The organism is Pseudomonas sp. CFBP 13719, from assembly GCF_014842095.1.
In the GTDB taxonomy this organism is placed as follows: Bacteria; Pseudomonadota; Gammaproteobacteria; order Pseudomonadales; family Pseudomonadaceae; genus Aquipseudomonas.
This window is the reverse complement of sequence record NZ_JACYVB010000001.1, coordinates 99,108-117,557: the sequence shown is the minus strand read 5'-3', so window position 1 is coordinate 117,557 and position 18,450 is coordinate 99,108. Positions and strand designations below refer to the sequence as shown.

The 18,450-nt window shown below is 60.3% G+C and carries 16 protein-coding genes; 7 read left to right on the top strand and 9 right to left on the bottom strand.

Features of this window, described 5'->3' with window-relative positions; all coding sequences use genetic code 11:
- Positions 1–12: 12 nt before the first annotated feature.
- Positions 13–1,344, bottom strand: coding sequence for an SrfA family protein (locus tag IFT57_RS00545; RefSeq protein ID WP_192149850.1), 1,332 nt, complete (start codon positions 1,342–1,344; stop codon positions 13–15).
- Between the two features lie 350 nt (positions 1,345–1,694).
- Here IFT57_RS00545 and IFT57_RS00540 point away from each other — a divergent pair, with 350 nt between their 5' ends.
- From IFT57_RS00540 to IFT57_RS00530, 3 genes are all read left to right on the top strand, one after another.
- Complete coding sequence (locus IFT57_RS00540) at positions 1,695–2,747, top strand: LacI family DNA-binding transcriptional regulator (RefSeq protein WP_192047399.1); 1,053 nt, start codon at positions 1,695–1,697, stop codon at positions 2,745–2,747.
- A gap of 137 nt (positions 2,748–2,884) precedes the next feature.
- Positions 2,885–3,442: a hypothetical protein gene (locus IFT57_RS00535; RefSeq protein WP_244657225.1), complete on the top strand. Its 558-nt coding sequence runs from the start codon at positions 2,885–2,887 to the stop codon at positions 3,440–3,442.
- A 75-nt stretch (positions 3,443–3,517) separates the two neighbouring features.
- The gene (locus IFT57_RS00530; RefSeq protein ID WP_192047575.1) at positions 3,518–4,678 is read left to right on the top strand and encodes an L-talarate/galactarate dehydratase; all 1,161 of its coding nucleotides are present in this window, start codon (positions 3,518–3,520) and stop codon (positions 4,676–4,678) included.
- A gap of 114 nt (positions 4,679–4,792) precedes the next feature.
- Here the strand turns inward: IFT57_RS00530 and IFT57_RS00525 are convergent, their stop codons facing one another.
- Together IFT57_RS00525 and IFT57_RS00520 are read right to left on the bottom strand one after the other, a co-directional pair.
- Positions 4,793–6,157, bottom strand: coding sequence for an MmgE/PrpD family protein (locus tag IFT57_RS00525; protein ID WP_192149848.1), 1,365 nt, complete (start codon positions 6,155–6,157; stop codon positions 4,793–4,795).
- Between the two features lie 101 nt (positions 6,158–6,258).
- Positions 6,259–7,557, bottom strand: coding sequence for a CitMHS family transporter (locus IFT57_RS00520; protein WP_192149846.1), 1,299 nt, complete (start codon positions 7,555–7,557; stop codon positions 6,259–6,261).
- A gap of 259 nt (positions 7,558–7,816) precedes the next feature.
- On the opposite strand from IFT57_RS00520, the gene IFT57_RS00515 reads away from it, so the two are divergent.
- The gene (locus IFT57_RS00515) at positions 7,817–8,707 is read left to right on the top strand and encodes a LysR family transcriptional regulator (RefSeq protein ID WP_192149844.1); all 891 of its coding nucleotides are present in this window, start codon (positions 7,817–7,819) and stop codon (positions 8,705–8,707) included.
- 41 nt (positions 8,708–8,748) lie between these two features.
- Here the strand turns inward: IFT57_RS00515 and IFT57_RS00510 are convergent, their stop codons facing one another.
- Positions 8,749–9,636: an alpha/beta fold hydrolase gene (locus IFT57_RS00510; RefSeq protein ID WP_192149842.1), complete on the bottom strand. Its 888-nt coding sequence runs from the start codon at positions 9,634–9,636 to the stop codon at positions 8,749–8,751.
- A 129-nt stretch (positions 9,637–9,765) separates the two neighbouring features.
- Here IFT57_RS00510 and IFT57_RS00505 point away from each other — a divergent pair, with 129 nt between their 5' ends.
- Positions 9,766–10,386 (top strand): DUF1826 domain-containing protein, encoded by a 621-nt coding sequence (locus tag IFT57_RS00505; RefSeq protein WP_446731173.1) that lies wholly within the window; start codon positions 9,766–9,768, stop codon positions 10,384–10,386.
- Between the two features lie 16 nt (positions 10,387–10,402).
- Here IFT57_RS00505 and IFT57_RS00500 read toward each other — a convergent pair whose 3' ends face one another.
- Positions 10,403–11,125: a DUF4198 domain-containing protein gene (locus IFT57_RS00500; RefSeq protein ID WP_192149840.1), complete on the bottom strand. Its 723-nt coding sequence runs from the start codon at positions 11,123–11,125 to the stop codon at positions 10,403–10,405.
- Between the two features lie 158 nt (positions 11,126–11,283).
- Here IFT57_RS00500 and IFT57_RS00495 point away from each other — a divergent pair, with 158 nt between their 5' ends.
- Entirely contained in the window at positions 11,284–13,392 is a 2,109-nt protein-coding gene (locus IFT57_RS00495; protein WP_192149838.1) for a TonB-dependent receptor, read from the top strand.
- A 15-nt stretch (positions 13,393–13,407) separates the two neighbouring features.
- Here IFT57_RS00495 and IFT57_RS00490 read toward each other — a convergent pair whose 3' ends face one another.
- The 3 genes from IFT57_RS00490 to IFT57_RS00480 all read right to left on the bottom strand — a co-directional run bounded on the left by IFT57_RS00490 (position 13,408) and on the right by IFT57_RS00480 (position 15,515).
- On the bottom strand, positions 13,408–14,199 hold the full coding sequence (locus tag IFT57_RS00490; RefSeq protein WP_192149836.1) for a phosphate/phosphite/phosphonate ABC transporter substrate-binding protein: 792 nt from the start codon (positions 14,197–14,199) through the stop codon (positions 13,408–13,410).
- Between the two features lie 2 nt (positions 14,200–14,201).
- Positions 14,202–15,146: a fatty acid desaturase gene (locus IFT57_RS00485; protein ID WP_192149834.1), complete on the bottom strand. Its 945-nt coding sequence runs from the start codon at positions 15,144–15,146 to the stop codon at positions 14,202–14,204.
- Positions 15,147–15,290: 144 nt separating this feature from the next.
- Positions 15,291–15,515, bottom strand: coding sequence for a hypothetical protein (locus IFT57_RS00480; RefSeq protein ID WP_122712920.1), 225 nt, complete (start codon positions 15,513–15,515; stop codon positions 15,291–15,293).
- Positions 15,516–15,736: 221 nt separating this feature from the next.
- On the opposite strand from IFT57_RS00480, the gene IFT57_RS00475 reads away from it, so the two are divergent.
- Positions 15,737–16,759: an aldo/keto reductase gene (locus tag IFT57_RS00475; RefSeq protein ID WP_192149832.1), complete on the top strand. Its 1,023-nt coding sequence runs from the start codon at positions 15,737–15,739 to the stop codon at positions 16,757–16,759.
- Here IFT57_RS00475 and IFT57_RS00470 read toward each other — a convergent pair.
- Complete coding sequence (locus IFT57_RS00470) at positions 16,750–18,342, bottom strand: putative bifunctional diguanylate cyclase/phosphodiesterase (protein WP_192149830.1); 1,593 nt, start codon at positions 18,340–18,342, stop codon at positions 16,750–16,752. The two genes, IFT57_RS00475 and IFT57_RS00470, sit on opposite strands and share 10 nt — an antisense overlap.
- Positions 18,343–18,450: the final 108 nt, after the last annotated feature.

Sequence of the window (18,450 nt, the reverse complement as noted above, 5' to 3'; positions counted from 1 at the left end):
GTTCTTCCAGTCTTATTCGGTCAACTGCCGCATGGACATGGGAAATTTCTCGGTACCATAACCGCCGGTGCAATCAGCGATGTTTCTGGCACCTTTCCCACATTCGATCTTTGGCATGTCGTAAGTGCTGCCGTCGCCGCAGGCGGCCTGGGCGCTGCTTTCGATGGACAGATTTCCGTTGTTCATCGCCGCCGTAACCGGCCCGGAACAACTGACGCCGTTCGCCTGGCGAACAGTGACTTCGCCCCTGCCATCCTTGAACTGATATTCCAGACGTAGCGGTCTGCCGGTGCGCCGATCCTGAATCCCTGCGCCTGCCCGGTAGTGACCGTCGAGGAAGTCTGCAGCACCGTCTCGCGCGTTTTCAGGAATGCTCAAGGGCGAAGCCGGTTTGTCGACAGCCGCCTGTGTAGGTTTGAATTCGGGCTTTCCGGCTGACTCGTCGGCTGGTGTCGGCTGTGTTTGCGCGACCGCGTCCTGTGCAGATACCGGAGGCAGCGCCTGGGGCTCGATGTTGGTGGCTTTGTGCGGATCGGGCGCAGCACCGCCGGCTTCATTGGTCACCGCGCCGTTACGGTCGACAACGGGTGCGTTCAATTCGCCAGCGCCATCGAGCTTTGCATGGGGCAGGCTAGGTAAGTAAGACACCTCTGGCAAAGCCGGGGCGGGCATGCCTGGAATTGCCAAAGTCGGTACGCAGCTGCGCAGCCCAAATAGCAACAACAGCAATAGCAGCAGCAAAAGAGGTAACAGCCACCACCAGCGCCGCCACCAGGATCGGCGAACCGGCATGGATGCCGCCGGCTCGACGACAGGCGCCGGCGCAGGTGTAACGGCTGGCTCTACAGTGTCTTCAGGTGGGTACAAACAGCGTAGCGGGTTACGACCCGGGTCGGCGTTGGCGTGTTGAAAGCCCCAAAACGTCAAGACCGGCTTGCCGGCGACCAGGTAGACGAAATTTTCGTCAGGGAAGTGAACGACGCGCTTGAGCAGTTTGCCGAAAACCGCTTTGTCGCCTTGCTGCTGGACAGAGTCCGCGCCCAGAAAGCGTTCACTCAATTGCTTCAGTGCAGCGTCGAGTGCTTCCAGCTGCAGACGAGCAGGCGCGCGTTCCTCTTCGGTTGCTGCGCTCCAGGGAATGACATCGCCGTCGAGGCTGCTGTACCAGTCGATCTTGTTGCCCAGCTCATCGCTTTGAGGGATTGCCAGGTGCTCGACCAGCGTGGGGTTCTTGCGTCGAATCGCTTCGAGTAATTGCAATGCGGCTCGGTACACTGGCTGACCTGTTTCGCCAAGCGCAGTGAATGACTCGCTCTTGCCACTACGTAATAGTGCGCCTTGCATCCTTGCTCCAAACGACAGTTAAGATGGGTAAGCGTTAGCGAAAGGCTCCTTGCTATCCCTGTAACTCGGGACAGTACTGGCAAAGGGCTGGCGCCGTCAATTATGCATGTCGCCAGCATTCACTAAAACCACAAGACCAGGAACTGCAACGGGAATCGCCCTGACCATTCACCGAGCCTTGCTCGGTGAACACGGTGTTAAAGTTGCTTGAACAACTTTTGTCCGTAGCGGCCTTCATGAGCCGCGTATAGGATAGAACGTCATCACACCCGCGATACGTTGATTAATCATTTCATTGCATTACGCCTGACTCATCGCTTTCATGTCATGCCCTTGAATCCGGAAACCCGATGGCAAAGAAACCTGGCACGAAGTCCGCCACCCACGACGTCTCTGAGCGCAAGAAAGCGTCGAGCCTGACTTTGATCGATGTGGCCAAGATTGCTGGCGTTTCCCCTATTACCGTTTCCCGAGCGCTGCATCGCCCTGAAGTGGTGAGTAAACAGGCGAGGGAAAAAGTCTTGGAAGCGGTGCGCGTCACCGGTTATGTATCCAACATGTTGGCCGGGGGGCTGGCGAGCAGCAAGTCGCGGCTGGTGGCGATCTTCCTGCCCACCATTGCCAACTCCATTTTCGCCGACACGGTGCAAGCCTTGATGGACCGTCTTGCCCAGGCAGGCTATCAAACCCTGCTGGGCTTGACGGGCTACTCTGCCGAACAGGAAGAGAAGCTTCTTGAAGCCGTCCTCGGTCGTCGGCCTGACGGCATCGTCCTGACCGGAACCCTGCACACCGACTCCAGCCGCCTGCGTCTGGCCCAATCGGGTATTCCGGTAGTCGAAGCGTGGGACTTGAGCGAGGAGCCGCTGGACATGCTGGTCGGGTTTTCCCACGAAGAGGTAGGGAAAGCTACGGCTGTACACCTGCTCGCCAAAGGCTACAAGCGCTTTTCAGTGATCACCATCAGCGATCCACGCGGCCTTCGCCGTTGCGAGAGTCTGATTGCCGAGTTGCAGCGTCAGGGTGCGGCCGAGGTCCCGATGCAGATCATGACACCGCCCGCCACCCTGGAAGTCGGTCGTGCGGGCCTGCGGCAGCTTTTCGAGCAGGGGGCGACACCTGACGTTGTGGTCTGCAGTTCTGACACCATCGCTCAAGGTGTGCTCGCCGAGGCCGCCAGCCGTGGTCTGCACGTGCCCGCCGACCTGGCGGTAATGGGCTTCGGCGACTTGAGCAGCGCTGCCCATGTGTATCCAGCGCTGTCGACAGTGTGTGTAGACGGCAAACGCATTGGCGATCAGATTGCCAGAGCACTGCTGGAGCGCTTCCACTACCCGGCCGGCAGCACTGCGCCCGTTCGAATCGACACTGGATTTACCCTGGTCGATCGACAAAGCACCTAATTCATTTTGTCTGAAAACCGACGAACGCGCTCTTGAATGATTGCGCAATCAGCGTAGGATTCTCGGCAATATCATCCTGGGCGAGGCAAGGATGACTTTTTTCGATCTTGAAATGATTGCGCAATCACTCGGTCTTCATGCAGTCGACGTCAAGCTCGCACCGCGACAAACACAATAAGGATAATAAAAGTGAAGACACCCGCATCGGCGACGCCAAGACGCCCTTCAGTTGGAAGAATGTTCGCGCCATTGGTGCCAATCGGATGATGCTGGGTATCTACTTCGGTCAGTTCTGTTTGACTTCCATTACCTGGTTCTTCCTGACCTGGTTCCCCACCTATCTGATCGAAGCCAAGGGCATGACCATGCTCAAGGTCGGTCTGGTTCCGGCTATTCCCCCCATCGCCGGTTGCCTGGGCTGGTGCATCGTCGGTGATGTCTCGCCAAAGCGTGCCATGGGCATCAGCGGCGCGATGTTCAACTTCTGCGGCAACATCGCCAGCATCGTTACCCCGATTGCAATCGGCGTGCTGGTCACTCAGCTGGGTTCCTTCGATGCGGCGTTGATGTATGTGGCCGCCATGGGGCTGCTCGGCGCCTTCGCCTACTTGTTCATCGTTGGCCCGCTCAAGCGCATGGACATCGACGAACTCAACGACTCGCCGACGCCTGTATCCGAGCCACTGAAGAGCTAACTGGCTCATGCACGCTCTTGATGACGCATAACCCACTTTCACAACAAGGAAAGCACCATGCTCGGACAACAAACCATGCCTGGACAACAACAAAACCACACATCATCCGACGGCGACCGAATCGCCTACGTCAAGGTCTCCTCGGTCTTTCTGCCCCTGGCCAACCCTATCAGCGACGCCAAGGTGCTCACGGGCCGGCAGAAACCGATGACTGAAATTGCGATTCTTTTCGCCGAAATCGAGACGGTCGATGGCCATAAGGGCCTAGGCTTCAGCTATTCGAAACGGGCCGGTGGTCCGGGGCAATTTGCCCACGCCAAGGAGATCGCGCCGGCGTTGATCGGTGAGAACCCGAGCGACATTGCAAAGCTGTGGACCAAACTGTGCTGGGCAGGAGCTTCGGTTGGCCGCAGTGGCTTGTCAACTCAGGCCATCGGTGCATTCGATGTGGCACTGTGGGACCTCAAAGCCAAACGTGCCAACCTGTCTCTGGCTCGTCTTCTGGGCGCGCAACGTGACTCGGTACGTTGCTACAACACCTCAGGTGGCTTTTTGCACACACCGCTGGACCAACTGTTGAAAAATACGGACCTGTCGCGGGAAAAGGGCATTGGCGGCATCAAACTCAAAGTCGGCCAGCCTGATTGCGCCATTGATGTCGAGCGAGTCAGTACTGTGCGTAGGCACCTCGGCGACAACTTCCCGCTGATGGTGGATGCCAATCAGCAATGGGATCGTCCGACGGCGCAGCGCATGTGTCGGCGATTCGAGGAGTTCAATCTGACCTGGATCGAAGAACCGCTGGACTGCTACGACGCCGAAGGCCACGCTGCGCTCGCGCAGCAGTTCGACACACCGATCGCTACGGGCGAGATGCTGACCAGCGTCGCCGAGCACGCCGAATTCATCCGGCTGCGAGGTGCGGATTTCCTGATGCCCGATGCTCCCCGGGTTGGGGGTATCACCCCCTATCTGAAAGTCGCCGCGATGGCCGAACAGGCTGGGGTGATGTTGGCTCCCCATTTTGCCATGGAGCTGCACGTGCACCTGGCGGCGGCTTATCCGACCGAGCCCTGGGTCGAGCACTTCGAATGGCTCGAGCCACTTTTCAACGAACGCCTCGAAACGCGCGAAGGCCGCATGTTGGTGCCGACGCGCCCCGGCCTGGGGCTTTCCCTGAGCGAGCAGGTCGTTCCTTGGACCGCACAGGTGGCTGAAGCGGGCAATCGTCCATAGTGGGGTCACGGACACGCCAGTGGAGCCTGCGCGATGAACTGATTTATGTCTCCTCTATTCGGCCCTGTGTTCTGCACTACCTGCCCCAGGACGCACTTGGCGTTTTACCGACGTTCAACGCGTCGCGCAAAGATCGCCGATCACCTCGGCGCGGGGCAATTGCTCCATGCGCATGAGGGTATCGCTCAAGGTTGCAACGGCTTGCGTATCCAAGGCCTTGGCCGCGTTGTGGTTGAATTTGGTCATGATGCTCTCCAGAGGGGCTGGCTGGTCGGCGGTCCTGCCGGCCGGACTGTGCGCTCGCACGGTCAGCCGCGTCCCGTTGTGCAATCGAATGTGCAACTCGGTCAGGTAGTTGCCTGGTCTGGCTAGAGAGGGAGTGGGGTGAGGCAGGGCATGTATGCGTTGCATGAGCGCCAGCGCTTCGGCGTCGTTGAAGGCGTTTTCGCTGAAGCTGTCAAGTACGATGCGGCCGTCGATCAGGGCGCGGGCCAGGCAATATTGCACGCTGAATTTGGCATCCAGGCTGGTCCGTAGCAGAGAGCGGTCGACATGGGTCAGACGCAGTGGATGCAGGTAAACCTCGATGCCTGCAACGTCGCGAACCTCGAAAGGGTGGTCACGGCGCAGCGTGAGCAAGGCATCGAGGCTGGTGTGTGTGCTGTCGCAGCAGGGGTAGAGCTTGATGCCGATACCTGGCTCCACGATGTCCAGGGGAGCAGCCCAATTCTGCAATGCCAGTGCTGGCGTATAGTTTCCGGGGCCGTTGAACACTTCGAAGAAACCTTGGCGATGTTCGAAGGCATCCAGGCTTGCGGTGAAACCGTTGCGGGTCAAAAGCGCTGCCATCAAGCCGTTCCTGGCGGCATGGCCGACGTGGTAGGGCTTGGCCATGGTGCCGAAGTTGGCCTTGACACCCGAGGCCAACGACACACACAGCGCCAAGGCCATCGAGGTCTGCTGTTCATCGAGGCCAAGCAACCGAGCACTGGCCGCAGCTGCGCCGAACACGCCTAAGGTGGCAGTTGGGTGCCAGCCCTTGTCGTAGTGATGAAAATTGACGCTCTGTGCCAGGCGTGCCTGCGTTTCGAAGCCGGCCACGTAAGCCAGCAACAGCTGGCGGCCGGTGTGTCCCCCTTCTGCAGCCAAGGCCAACAAGGCCGGCAGGATCGGCGCGGTAGGGTGCCCGCCCATGGCGATGTTCACGTCGTCGAAATCCAGCGCATGGGCTGCAGCACCGTTGACCAGGGCCGCGCACAGCGGGTCCAGTCGTTCGTGTCTGCCCAGTACCGGTACTGCGCCGAGGGTGTTCAGTCCCCCGGTCTGCAGCAGCGTGTGCACCACGGGTTCACGTGCGCCTGCCAAGGCACAGCCCACGGTGTCGAGGATGGCGAGCTTGGCATTCCATAAGGCCTGTGGGGATAAGTGCTCGAAGGTCAGACTGCAGGTGCGTGCTGCGATGGCAGAGGTCAGTTTCATTGTGAGTCCAATCGTGAAGGGAGGTATCGACCAGGCGTGTCGGTACCTCGTTCAAGGCCGCATTGCCGGGATGGAGTCAAATTCGCCATGCAGAGCGGGATCTACCTGGAGACGGAGATTGCCCCGGTCAGGACGGCAAAAGTCATGTAGGCCAGCGATGCCAGCAGCACCCATTTCCAGGCAAATTTCTGGAAGTCGCCCAGGTCTGCCTTGATGATGCCGAGCAAGGCCCACAAGGGCGCCGAGGCCGGGCCTATCGAATGGGCCATCTGGCCGATGACGGCGGCACGAGCGATCTCCATGGCGGGGATGTCGTAGCGCGCGGCCATTTCCGCCAGTACCGGCACGATGCCGAAGAAGTACGCGTCGTTGGCCATGAAGAAGCTCAGGGGAATGCCGATCAGCGCGGTGGCCAGTGGGATCAAGGAGCCGAGGTGGCTGGGCAGACTGCCCACGAAGGCTTCGGCCATCGCCGTGGTCATGCCGGTTTGAGTCAAAATCCCCGTGAAGACCCCTGCGCCTAATACCAGCATCACCACAGGCACGGCACTTGCTGCATGCCGCTGAATGACAGCGCCTTGGTCGGCAGCACGTGGCACATTGACGAACAGTGCGATGACGAAACCGGCGATGAACAACACCATGAGGTTGGCTACACCCAAGACCGGGCACACCAGCAGCAGGACGGTCAGTGCAGCGTTCAATGCCGTCCGCCAGTTGGCGGCGTGCTCGACCTGGCAGCTCTCGGCGATGATCTGCGCTGAAACCTGCGCACTGTGCTGCGGATCGATTGCCTTGCGCGCTTTGCGCCCCAGCACGTAGGCAATGAGGCAGACGAAGGCGCAGGACAGGATCATCGGGCCGAGCATTGCCGCGAAATACTCGCTGGCGTCCAGGTGCAGGATACTGACGGCCCGTGTTGCAGCACCGCCCCAAGGGGTCGTCCCGGACACGGTACCCAGCGCCATGGTGGCGATGGTCGCGATGATCAACGGGTTGATGTGAAGCCTTTTGTAGAGCGGCAGGAAAGCCGAGCAGATGATCATGTAGCTGGTGGTTCCGTCGCCATCCAGGGCGACCAGACAGGCGAGGACGGCGGTGCCCACGCAGATATTGACTAGGTCGCCTTTGGATATGCGGATGATCAGTCGCGATAGCGGATCGAACAAGCGCGCATCCATCATCAAGCCGAAATACAGCACGGCGAACAACAGCAACACGGCAGTGGGTGCTACCGTCTTGATGCCGGCGGCGATCATTTCGCCCAGCTGTGCGCCCTGGCCGGTAAACAGCAGGAAAAATGCTGGCACGACTATGATCGCGACGAAGGCCGTCATCCATTTGCGGATGACGCACAGCATGAACACACCCAAGGTGGCAAAACCGAGGAGAGCCAACATGTTGGTGCTCCTCAGCAGGCGTCGAATGGGACAGGAACAATAAAGGGGACGGGCGGATGGGGCAGGCAGTGATCTGTCTGCGAGACCAGGTTGTGTCGTGGGTTCATGAGCGGTGCCTTTTGTTTTTATTGTGTCTGGGTAGTGCTGCTGACGAGAATTGCAGCGCTTGATAAAAAGATATCAACGCCAGGCCGTTAAGCCTAACGACAAATGCTAAACACAGATTGAAGTCTGGCTTAATAGCTAATAGGCTCTTTCCATGAAGCTCGATATCGAAAAACTCAGAGTGGTGGCACAAGTCGGCAGAGTCGGCTCGATGACCGCTGCCGCACGCAGCTTGCACCTGACCCCCTCCGCGGTTTCTCAAACGGTACAGCGTGTGGAAAGCGTCATCGGGCTGCCACTGTTCGAGCGTCGACCCCATGGCATGGCGCTTACCGATGCCGGGGAGCGGGTCATGCGCCGGGTCAACCTGATCGAGGCACAGATGGCGCAGCTCGAGACGGAACTGCGCAGTGTTGCCGAAGGCCGCGCCGGCCACCTGTCGCTGGGGGTGTTTCCGACGCTGGGGTCTTCATTGTTGCCGCGAATTGTCATGCAGTTCAGGGCGCGGCATCCGACCATCACCTTGGATGTGCGCAGCACTCGTCTGGTGGCGCTGCGTCAACTCATCGGCTCGGGTGAGCTCGATCTGGCCATTACTTGGACATACCCGTGGCTGAACGAACCTGGGTCGACCTTGCAGCTACGCACGGACCCTACGGTGGTATTGCTGCCAGCAGGGCACGCAATGGCGCAGGAGGCAGGACCTCTGAACCTGGCTCAGCTCGCCAAGGAGGCTTGGGTGTGCCGGTCCGATGGTCATGAAATCACCGAGCTGCTGCACCGCACCGCTGCCCAGTGCAAGTTCACGCCACGCATCGCCCTGTTGGCCAACGACTATCAGGAAACCCAGGCAATGGTCGCTGCAGGGTTGGGCGTGGCGCTGGCACCGAAACTGTCCACCACCACCTGTAGGGCGGATATAGTCGTTCGCGATCTGGATGATTCCGTGCCGTCACGGCAATTGCATCTGGTGCAGGCACCCAATCGAAGCAGCCCGGCGGTCGAGCCTATGATCGAGCTGCTGCGCACGCTCTTGAGTGAATAAACACCCGACACCAATCGATGGGCGACACGATGGTCAGGGCCTCACTGTTTCACCAGGCTCAGCACCGCCCGGGCGAATGCCTCCGGTGCCTCCTGCGGAACGTTGTGGCCCACGCTTTCGAGGATCGATCGACGAACAGGGCCGCTGAATCGGCGTAGCGCCTGCTGCTCATCCTGAACCGGGGTGACACCGTCGCAAGCACCGGCCAGGATGACCGTTGGCACGGCAATGACGGGTTGCTTCGCCAGCCTCTGTTCGATGGCCGCGTACTGCGCATCGCCGTCGACCAGTCCAAAGCGATGGCGATAGGAGTGCGTGACCACGTCGACGAAGTCGGGAGTGTGGAACGACTGCGCCGAGGCCAAAAACACCTCATCGGTGAATGCCCAGGTCGGCGACCATAGTTGCCACAGCAGCTTGCAGAAGGCATCCCGGTCGGCTTCAAGGCCTGCGTAGCCACGGGCGTTGTGAAGGTAGTACTGATACCACAAGCGCTGCTCGGCTTGCGGGGCGGCGGGGCGGGTCGCATGGGCAATGTCCTGGATGTTGTAGCCCGGCTCGCAACTGACCAGTCCCACGACGCGCTCGGGCCACAGGGCGGACACCACGCACGCTGCGCGGCCACCCCAGTCGTAGCCGGCAAGTACGGCCTGGGGAATTTTCAAAGCATCCAATAATGCCAGCAGGTCCGACCCCAAGGCTGCTTGCTCACCCGAGCGAGGCGTGTTTGCGTCGACGAAATGCGTGCCCCCGTATCCGCGCAGGTAGGGGACGATGCATCGGCAACCGGCAGCGGTGATCCGTTCGACCACCGCGTCGTAGGCACAGATGTCGTAGGGGAAGCCATGCAATAGCACGACCGTGGGCCCATTGGCTGGGCCAAGGTCCCGGTACGCCACGTCGAGCACACCTGCTTGAATCTGTTTCACTGGCTCATCCTCCTTTGGGTGATAAAGCTGTGACAACGGCGCGACTGTCACATCTCGTTCGATCATGGGCGTGGTTATTGATATGTTATGTTATATCTATTCATATCCTCCACTGATGCGATGTATGCCATGCCCGCCACCCTCCATTACATTCAGTCGCCCGAGCCCGCCGTGCTGGCGGAGATCCTGCGCGACGACATAAACCTGGCCATCTGGACGCGGCAATTTTCGCCCGCGATTGCGAGTTTCACTGATGCGTTGTTGTGCCGTGACGATCCACTATCGGAGTCGCGAGTGATTGAGTTACAGGGGGAGGAGCCGCCGGATCTGACCGGGTTGGCTGCCGCTTTCGCTCAGTGTGAGGGTTACGCCGAGTTCGTCGAGGACGTCGCCTGGTTGATCCAGGCCTACGGTTGCCTGTTGGGTGCCGAGCGTATTGGCCTGCGTCTGCGCATTCTGGACAAGTCGATGTGTCCGCGTTATCACGTCGATTGGGTCTCCGTGCGCTTGATCACGACGTACGCCGGCCGGGGCAGCGAATGGCTCGAAGAGGGTGCGATGCCCAGGGCGGGGCTGGGGCAGGCCGGGTCCGAACCGGTGGATGCACCGCACAAGCTGCTGGCGGCTGACGTGGCCTTGTTCAAGGGTGAGCGATGGATGAGCAACGAAGGGCGCGGAATCATTCATCGCTCGCCGCAGGCACGGGCTGGCGAGCGCCGCCTGATCATGACGCTGGATTGGCTGAAATGAAGGGCGGCTCGCGGACTTAGTGTTGGTGCGCCTCGCCGACGAAGGTCAGCGAGGTGAAGAGGCTGCGCTCTGAAACGTCCTTGCGATCGATCGCAGCTACCTTGGCTTGAGCCGCGATGACGTTCAACCCGGCGTTGCGCACGATGACGGTGGCGCGACCTCGTGCATCGGTGACGACGCTACTGGCGTCCGACATGCCTCGGTAGTCATCGAGCAGGGCAATGCCACCGGCCGGCTTGCCATCGATCGTCAGTTCAACGGGTAATGGATTACCGACGCCTACTTCGCTCGGATCTTTCAACGGCCGAATGACCATGGCCAATTTCAGCGCGTCGGGGATCTGCGCGTGTGCTTTCAGGATCGCCAGGCTGTACTTGTAGCTGTGACTGGCGCTGACTGCGCCAGGTACGTCAGCCATTGCCTTGTTCACCGATTCTCCCTGAGCGTTCTTGCTCCAGACACCGTTGTCCAAAGCAACGGCGAGCACGGCGGGCTGCGCGTCTGGATGCAGACGGGCGTGGTCGCTGAACCGCTCGACCGTCACCGGGATCATCTGCCCGCGTTCATCGTAGGCCCAGGCACCTTTTATTTTTTCCGCCACATAGGCCTGGTCTTCGGCGCCGTGCCCGTAGACGACTTCGAACTGGCCGTAACGCTGCTCCGTCCAGATGCCGTGGGCAGATGCGCCTTGGGCGCCGAGAAGGGTTGCCGCGACGAACACTGACAATACCGTTTTCATGAGTCTTCCTGAGCGTTTTCAAAAGTGGGAATCAGAGGGTTGGACGCTATCGCCAGGCATCGCCTGTCGGGCGCGGCAAGCATTCATTTGGTTCTAGTAAAAGACAGTTTCCACAGGCTATATTAATACGTTATACCATAACTAAATTGGAATGATCTATGTACGGATATGCGTGTCGAGTCAAGCGCCTGATGATGGCCAGCGCCGCCCTGACCGGCAGTTTCGGTTTCTACATGCCGCTGTCGGCTCAGGAGTCAGCGCCTTCAGAGCCGACCGAGCTAGCTCCCATCGAGGTATCCGGCGGTCGAAACGGCACGAGCGCAGCGCCACCGCTGGTGCGCAGCAAGGTCGGTAACGCTTCGCAAAGCCTGCCGGCCGCCGTCTCGACGATAACCGAAGAAGACATCCGCACCCTCAACGTAGATCGCGATATCTCCAACATCTACCGGCGCGTGCCGGGTGTGGTGGCCAACAACATCGACCAGGGCGACACCGGCAATGGCTTTCGGATGCGCGGGTTCGCCACCAACGGCACCCACGGCTCCGACGTGGCTGTGTCCGTCGACGGTGTACCGCAGAACATTCCTTCCAGCCAGGGCGGAGCGGGGCACGGCCCGGTGTTCATGGAATGGCTCACGCCGCAGATGATCAAGCGTGTGGACGTCATCAAGGGGCCGGTGTCTGCGCTGTACGGTGATCAGAACCGGGCCGGTGCGGTGAACATCGAAACCCTTGACGGTGGTGACGTAGCGTCCAGCATCGGGGTGGATGTCGCCAGCTTCGATGGCCAGCGGACTAACTTGGTACTAGGCGGTGAACATGAAGGCCTGGAGTCACTGTTGGTGACTGACCTCTACAGGACCAACGGCTACCGCAAGGCCGCCGAAAACCAGCGCGACAACTATTTCTGGAAGCTTTCCAAAGTCATTGGCGATGCGAAATACTCGGCGCGGTTCAGCCATTACGAATCGGACTTCAGGAATGACGGCTACCTGAGCCTGCCCGCACTGAAGGCGGGCACCGTCGGCCGCCGGGATACCGACAACCTGTATGGCTTCGGCAATGCCAATCGCAATACCTACGTGTTCAATCGGTCGCCGGCCGAGGGCGAGGCGGGCCTGTACTACACGGCCTATTACGAAGACTTCAGGCGCGTACGCGGCATCTCCAACGGCACGAACACACATAACTATGGCAAGGACGATCGTGACATCTACGGTGGGCGCCTGGCCTATAACTTCGTGTATGAAGACACGGCATCGCTCATGGTCGGTACGGACGTGCGTCGCGACAAAGGCGATGCGTTTCGCCAGCAGTACCGCAACTTCCAGCCCACGCAAAACTTCTACTACGACTTCGACATGGACCTCATCACCTATGGGGTCTTCGCGCAGGGCCAGTACAAGCCCATCGATTCGCTCAAGTTGCTCGCCGGTATCCGTCACGATCGGTTCGACTACGATATCGACAACCTGAAGTTCCGAGACGCCAGTACCGGCTACAACAGCTCGGTGACAACGCCCAAGTTCGGCGTGGCATGGACACCGATCGATCAGCTCGAACTGTTCACCAATGTGGCTCAGGGTTTCCGCTCCCCAGCGGCGGAGTACATCAGTTCAGGCAGCAGCAGTGCGCTTCCGCTCAGGGACACGGGTGGACAAATAAACGGCAGCGTGCGCCCCAGCAAGGTCAAGTCCTACGACGTGGGTTTTACCCTGCGGCCTACCGATAGCCTGTCCAGTACCACCGAGTTCTATTACATCCAGAACGACAGCGAGACCGTGCAAACCTCACCGGGTGTGTACGAGCAAGTCGGTGACACCACGCGCAAAGGGCTGGAGACCAGTGTCAACTATCAAGCCACGTCGACCGTCAGTAGCTACATCAGTTATGGCCGGATCATCGATGCGGTCATCACCAACCCGGCGCCGGGTATCGGTGCGCGACTGGTCGTTCCAGAGCACACCTACAAGGCGGGCGTTGAGTATCGAGACGGGTTCATGGGTGGGCAAGTTACTTTGAATGCCGATGCTTATCATCTGGGCGGCATTCCCTATTACGTCGGTACTGGCAGGAAGACCATGCCTGCCTACACGCGCTATGACCTTCGGGCCAGTTACGACTACAGCGACTATCAGTTCAGCGTCTATGGAACGTTCCAGCCTCATCGGTACGGCAGCGAAGTCGCTTATGGTACCAACACCGGTCTGGTGATCGTTCCGCAGCCGTCCACGACTCTGGGTGCCTCGGTCAGGTATTTCTTTTGACGATCAGGGACGTCGTCACCACAGATCATTTTGGGTGATTACTCTGCGCGATTCATCTCGATAGCCCAGCAGTAAGTTGTAATCATCCAGTGCGGTTTCCTGGACGGTCACGATGCCCAACACCTCAGCGACCTCGGACAGATTGGCCAGGGCAGCATTCATCGCCGCTCGGATCGATTCCGGCTCCGGCCCCTGAAAGCCGGTGATGAACGGCAAGGTCGGCGCATCGGCGGTACGTGCCAGCACGCGTACGCCCGCCACTTCGCTGTGTGCATGCCGAGCCAGGTAGGCGAACGTCACGCTGTCGACGGCGGCCAGGTCTGCTTGATCCAGAGCGACATGGGCGATGCTCTGGCGATGACTGCCAGTTGCTTCGAGGTGTTTGAAAAATCGGCCTTCGCGCACATGGGGGATCAGGGCATGGCGCAGCAGGTTCATGCCGCTGTTGGAGTCGATGCTGTTGTAGGCGCCGCGGCAATCGAAAAACTCAGGCAAGGATTGCCGCGGGTCATCGCGTCGAACGAGCAAGAGGCTGCAGTGCTGTCCGGCCGATGCATCGGGCAGGGTGAAACAGGGGCGGCCCACCACGCGGACTTGTTTCTTGAGCTCGGTGACCAGAGGGAAACCGCAGGTTTGCGCAAGCAGCAGTCGCGGATGCAGCCAAAGCTCGTGCAGGGAACTCTGCCAGTTGCCCCGCCGCTGAATGCCCAGCAACTGCAGGGTTTCTTCCAGCCAGCGCTGGTAAGCGCTCCCGACTGCGGTGGGTGCAGGGTACATCGACAGTTCGGCGATCACTTCAGGACTCATGTTCAGGCTCTGGCGCTGCGCGGGTGCAGGGGGCTGTCCACGGGGCGCACCGCATAGTTGCGAAACAGCTCGCTGTAGCCGTTGACCAGAAAATGCCCGCTGCGTTGCAGCCAGTCCGCGCGGCGCTCGCGGTACACACGGGGCAGGTAGTACCAAGGCAGCCCGGGCAGGTCGTGGTGCACCAGATGCAGGTTGAGGTTGAGGAACAGCCAGCGCCAAGGCCAGCCCGCCTCGTTGAGCACCGAGCGCTGCTCTGGCGCGTCGGCAGGGCGATGTTCGTAATAGGAGCGGACCATGGACAGCGCCAGCGCCAGAACGCTCGCCAGCAGGTAATCGAAGACAGCCACGCCGTGGGCGGTGATGAATCCGCACAGCGCCAGCACGCAGAGCAGATGGGTGCCCCACATCAGCCACGCTTGCGCCTCGCCGCGGACCAGGCGTGCGCACTGCTCCTGAACAAGGCCGGCAAGCGCCAGGGCCGGGCCTACGCAGAGACGCCCCAGCAGGGTCTTGTTCAACCAGTGCAGCGCCCGGCCGAGCCCTGCGCTGCCTGACCAGGCCTGGGCATCAAGGTAACGGCTTTCCGGGTCGTCGCGCGGCACCGTGATCGTCTCGTCGCGGTGATGGGCCAGATGGCTGTCGCGGTACAGGGTGTAGGGATACCAGATGGCCAGCGGGGCATAGCCCAGGACCTTGTTGACGCTGCGCCAGCGGGTAGGGTGGCCGTGCAGAAGTTCATGCTGCAGTGACATCCACAGGGTAAGCAGCGGCACCAGCAGCAATACGGTGAGCGGTCGCCCGATGAACGAACCGAATTCGATCAGCGCCCACCAGGCGCCATAGGTGCCGAGCAGCAGCAGCCAGGTTGGCCAGTCGCTGCGCGCGGTCCAGGTAGTCTGCAGTTTCAGGATCGACTGACGGTGACGGGAATCGAGATAATTGGGCATAAGGACGACACGAATGCTGATCGGTATGTCGTCGACACTAGCATTGGTGCTTATGCCTGGATAATCACTAAACGGTTTCAGTAAATTCCTGAATGGAATAAGAGGCTTGTATACTGGACTTTGTGGGATACGAGGCTTTTCGAGCTACGCCGCCTTGGCCATCCTGGATGCGGCCCCTTTTAGATCTTGAATGGACAGGGCCAGAGCGCCCGCCTGGTTTTCAACGAGCAAGACATCATCTATGAGATGGTCGATGTTTCTGCTGCGCAGAAACAGGGCGTGGCCGCGGAGCATTTGGTAGATCATTTCCAACTGACGTGCCGCGTCATGGACGTCTTCCTGCATTTCCGTGATGTGGGTGGTGGGCATGCGGTGCTCCGAGGGCTCTATCGTTGTTTTGGCGTCCTGGCCACGGGATGAGCGTTGTTTCATTTAAGTGTGGTCAGTCTATCGGCCACAGCCCGCGTAGCTTAAATAGTCTTTTCCGATACAGGCTATAGGCCATTATGTTGCTGGATTGGATCGGATACGCCAGCATCGACGGACAGGGCCTTGCATGGCCGCCGGTTTTGCCAAGAGAGGACTTTTCGATGAGCGATGTCAGATACCGCCGCCTGGGCCGCCATGGCCTGCAGGTTTCCGAAATCACCCTGGGCACGATGATGTTCGGCGGCCAGACCGACGACGCCACCGCCAAGCGTATCGTCGACGATGCCTTGGAGCAGGGCATCAATGCCATCGATACGGCGAATAATTACAACGACGGCGCTTCGGAAATCGCGGTCGGCAAGCTGATCGCCGGCCAGCGCTCGCGTTGGGTGCTGTCGAGCAAGTTCGTCAACCCCAACCCCGGCGTGCAAGGGCCGAATGGACGCGGGGCTTCGCGCCACAGCGTGATCGAGTCGGTAGAAGGCAGTCTGCGCCGCTTGCAGACCGATTACCTCGACCTCTATTACGTGCACCGTGAAGACCCTTTCACGCCGGTGGAAGAGACCGTACGCGCCCTGGCCGATCTGATTCGCGCCGGCAAGATCCGCGGCTACGGGCTGTCGAACCACAGCAGTTGGAAGCTTGCCGAATTCTGCCGGGTGGCTGACCTGCTGGGCGTCGAGCGGCCGACCGTGAGCCAGCCGCTGTACAACCTGGCCAATCGGCAGATCGAAGCCGAGCATCTGCCGGCAGCCGAGCATTATGGCATCGGCGTGGTGTCCTACAGCCCGCTGGCGCGAGGCGTGCTGACTGCCAAGTACGACCCCGGTGCCGAACCGGGTGTCGATACCCGGGCAGGGCGCAGCGATCCGCGCCTGCAGCAGACCGAGTGGCGCCCGGAGTCGCTGAGCCTGGCGCAGCGCATCAAGGATCACGCCCAGGCCCGCGGCATCACCTCCGGGCAATTTTCCTTGGCCTGGGTGCTCAACAACCAATTGATCAGCTCGGCCATCGCCGGGCCTCGCACCGAACAGCAATGGCGTGACTATGTGCCGGCGTTGCGGTACCAGTTCACCGCCGAGGACGAGGCGTTCATCGACGCGCTGGTGGTGGCGGGCCATAGCTCGACGCCTGGCTACACCGACCCGAGCTACCCGGTGACCGGGCGTCGCGTTCAGTTCTGAGCCGCGGCGCAAATCGTCAACGGCGCCTGGACGGCGGCGGCGATCGTGCTTCCTGCCTGTGGGCGGCCGTATAGGTAGCCCTGGGCATAGTGGCAACCATTCTCCGCCAGCCATTTCGGCAGGTAGGGCAGGTGGAAGTCCTCGATGCCTTCGGCCGTGACCTTCATTTTCAGACTGCGTGCCATCCCCAGGATGGCTTCCACCATGGGCAGGTGGTCAATGCTGCCGGCCTCGAAGAAGGAGCGGTCTATCTTGATCTTGTCGATGGACAGCCGCGTCAGATGGTACAGACCCGAATAGCCGATGCCGAAGTCGTCCAGCGCCACGCTGATGCCGTAGGCGTGCAGCTTGCTCAGGTTCCGCTGGGCGGCGTCGAGGTTGCCCACCAGCGCTTCTTCAGTGATCTCCACTTCGAAGCGCTCGTAGGGGAAACGTTCATGCCTGAGTTGCTCGGCCAGGCGATCGGGGAACAGCTCATCGGTGATCATGGTGGCGCTGACATTGAGCGACAGGTGCAGTGTGTCGTCCCAGAAGCTGGCTGCCCTGCAGGCTTGCTTGACCAGTGAACGGGTCATGGCCGGAATCAGGCCAAGGCGCTCGAGTATCGGGATGAAGTCGCCAGGCATGCCGGTGCTGCCGTCGGGCCGGGCCCAGCGTGCAAGTACCTCGAAGCCCACGATCGTCTGCGACGGAAGGGTGACGATGGGCTGGAAGAACGGCACGATTTCCTCGCGCTCCACCGCGTGCCTGAGGGCTTGGTCGAGGTCGGCTTGCGCCCGCAGCTGCCGCTCGTATTCGTTGTCGTAGAAATTGAACATGGAGCGGCCCGCGTTCTTGCCTCGGTACATCGCCGTATCGGCGCAGTGCAGCAGTGCGGACGCCTCGGTGGCATCGATCCAGGAACGCGATATGCCAATGGTCGCGCCCAGCCGCACGGGGGTAGAGGGTTCGACAAAGGCTTCGCTGACCTGCTGGATGGTCGTTGCGGCAATGTCGCTCAGCTCGCGCTCATCCCTGTAATCCAGAAACAGCAGGCAAAACTCATCGCCACCCAGCCGGGCCGCGGTGCCACCGTGCAGGCGTGCGATGTGCTTGAGCCGGTCGGCAACCTCGACCAGCACGCTGTCTCCGCCAGAGTGGCCGTGCTGGTCGTTGATGGCTTTGAAGTGGTCCAGGTCGATCAGCATGATCGATACGCAGCGATGCTGTGCAAGCCGTTCGCACAGCAGGTCCATGAAGCCGCGCCGGTTGATCAAGGCGCTGAGGGAGTCGTACCTAGCCAGGGTTTCGGTCTGAAACTGGATCCGCTGCAGACGCTTGTAGCTGATTTGAGTGTTGGTGACCATGCGCTTGAGCACGATGGTCGGCACAATCAGCGAAATCATCGAGAACCCCGAGGACGTCAGCACGAAACGCCAGCGTTCGGCGTCTTCGAAGTCACCGTCGTAGGGCAGGTTCAGCCAATGCATCACATAGGCTTCGAGGTGAAACTCCCACAGAATGGAGAGCCCCACGATCGTGAGCAGCGTCAGTGATAGAAGCATCGGCAAGCGGCATGGATTACGGCGGTTGAGGTCGTTCATGGGTGGCATCGCAAGGTCTTGCGGATAGAGTGATGTCAGACAGCCATCATCTCATAAGCGTTCATACCGCTGATCGTATGGCAGGTGCATTTGGTCGCCACGACAGAA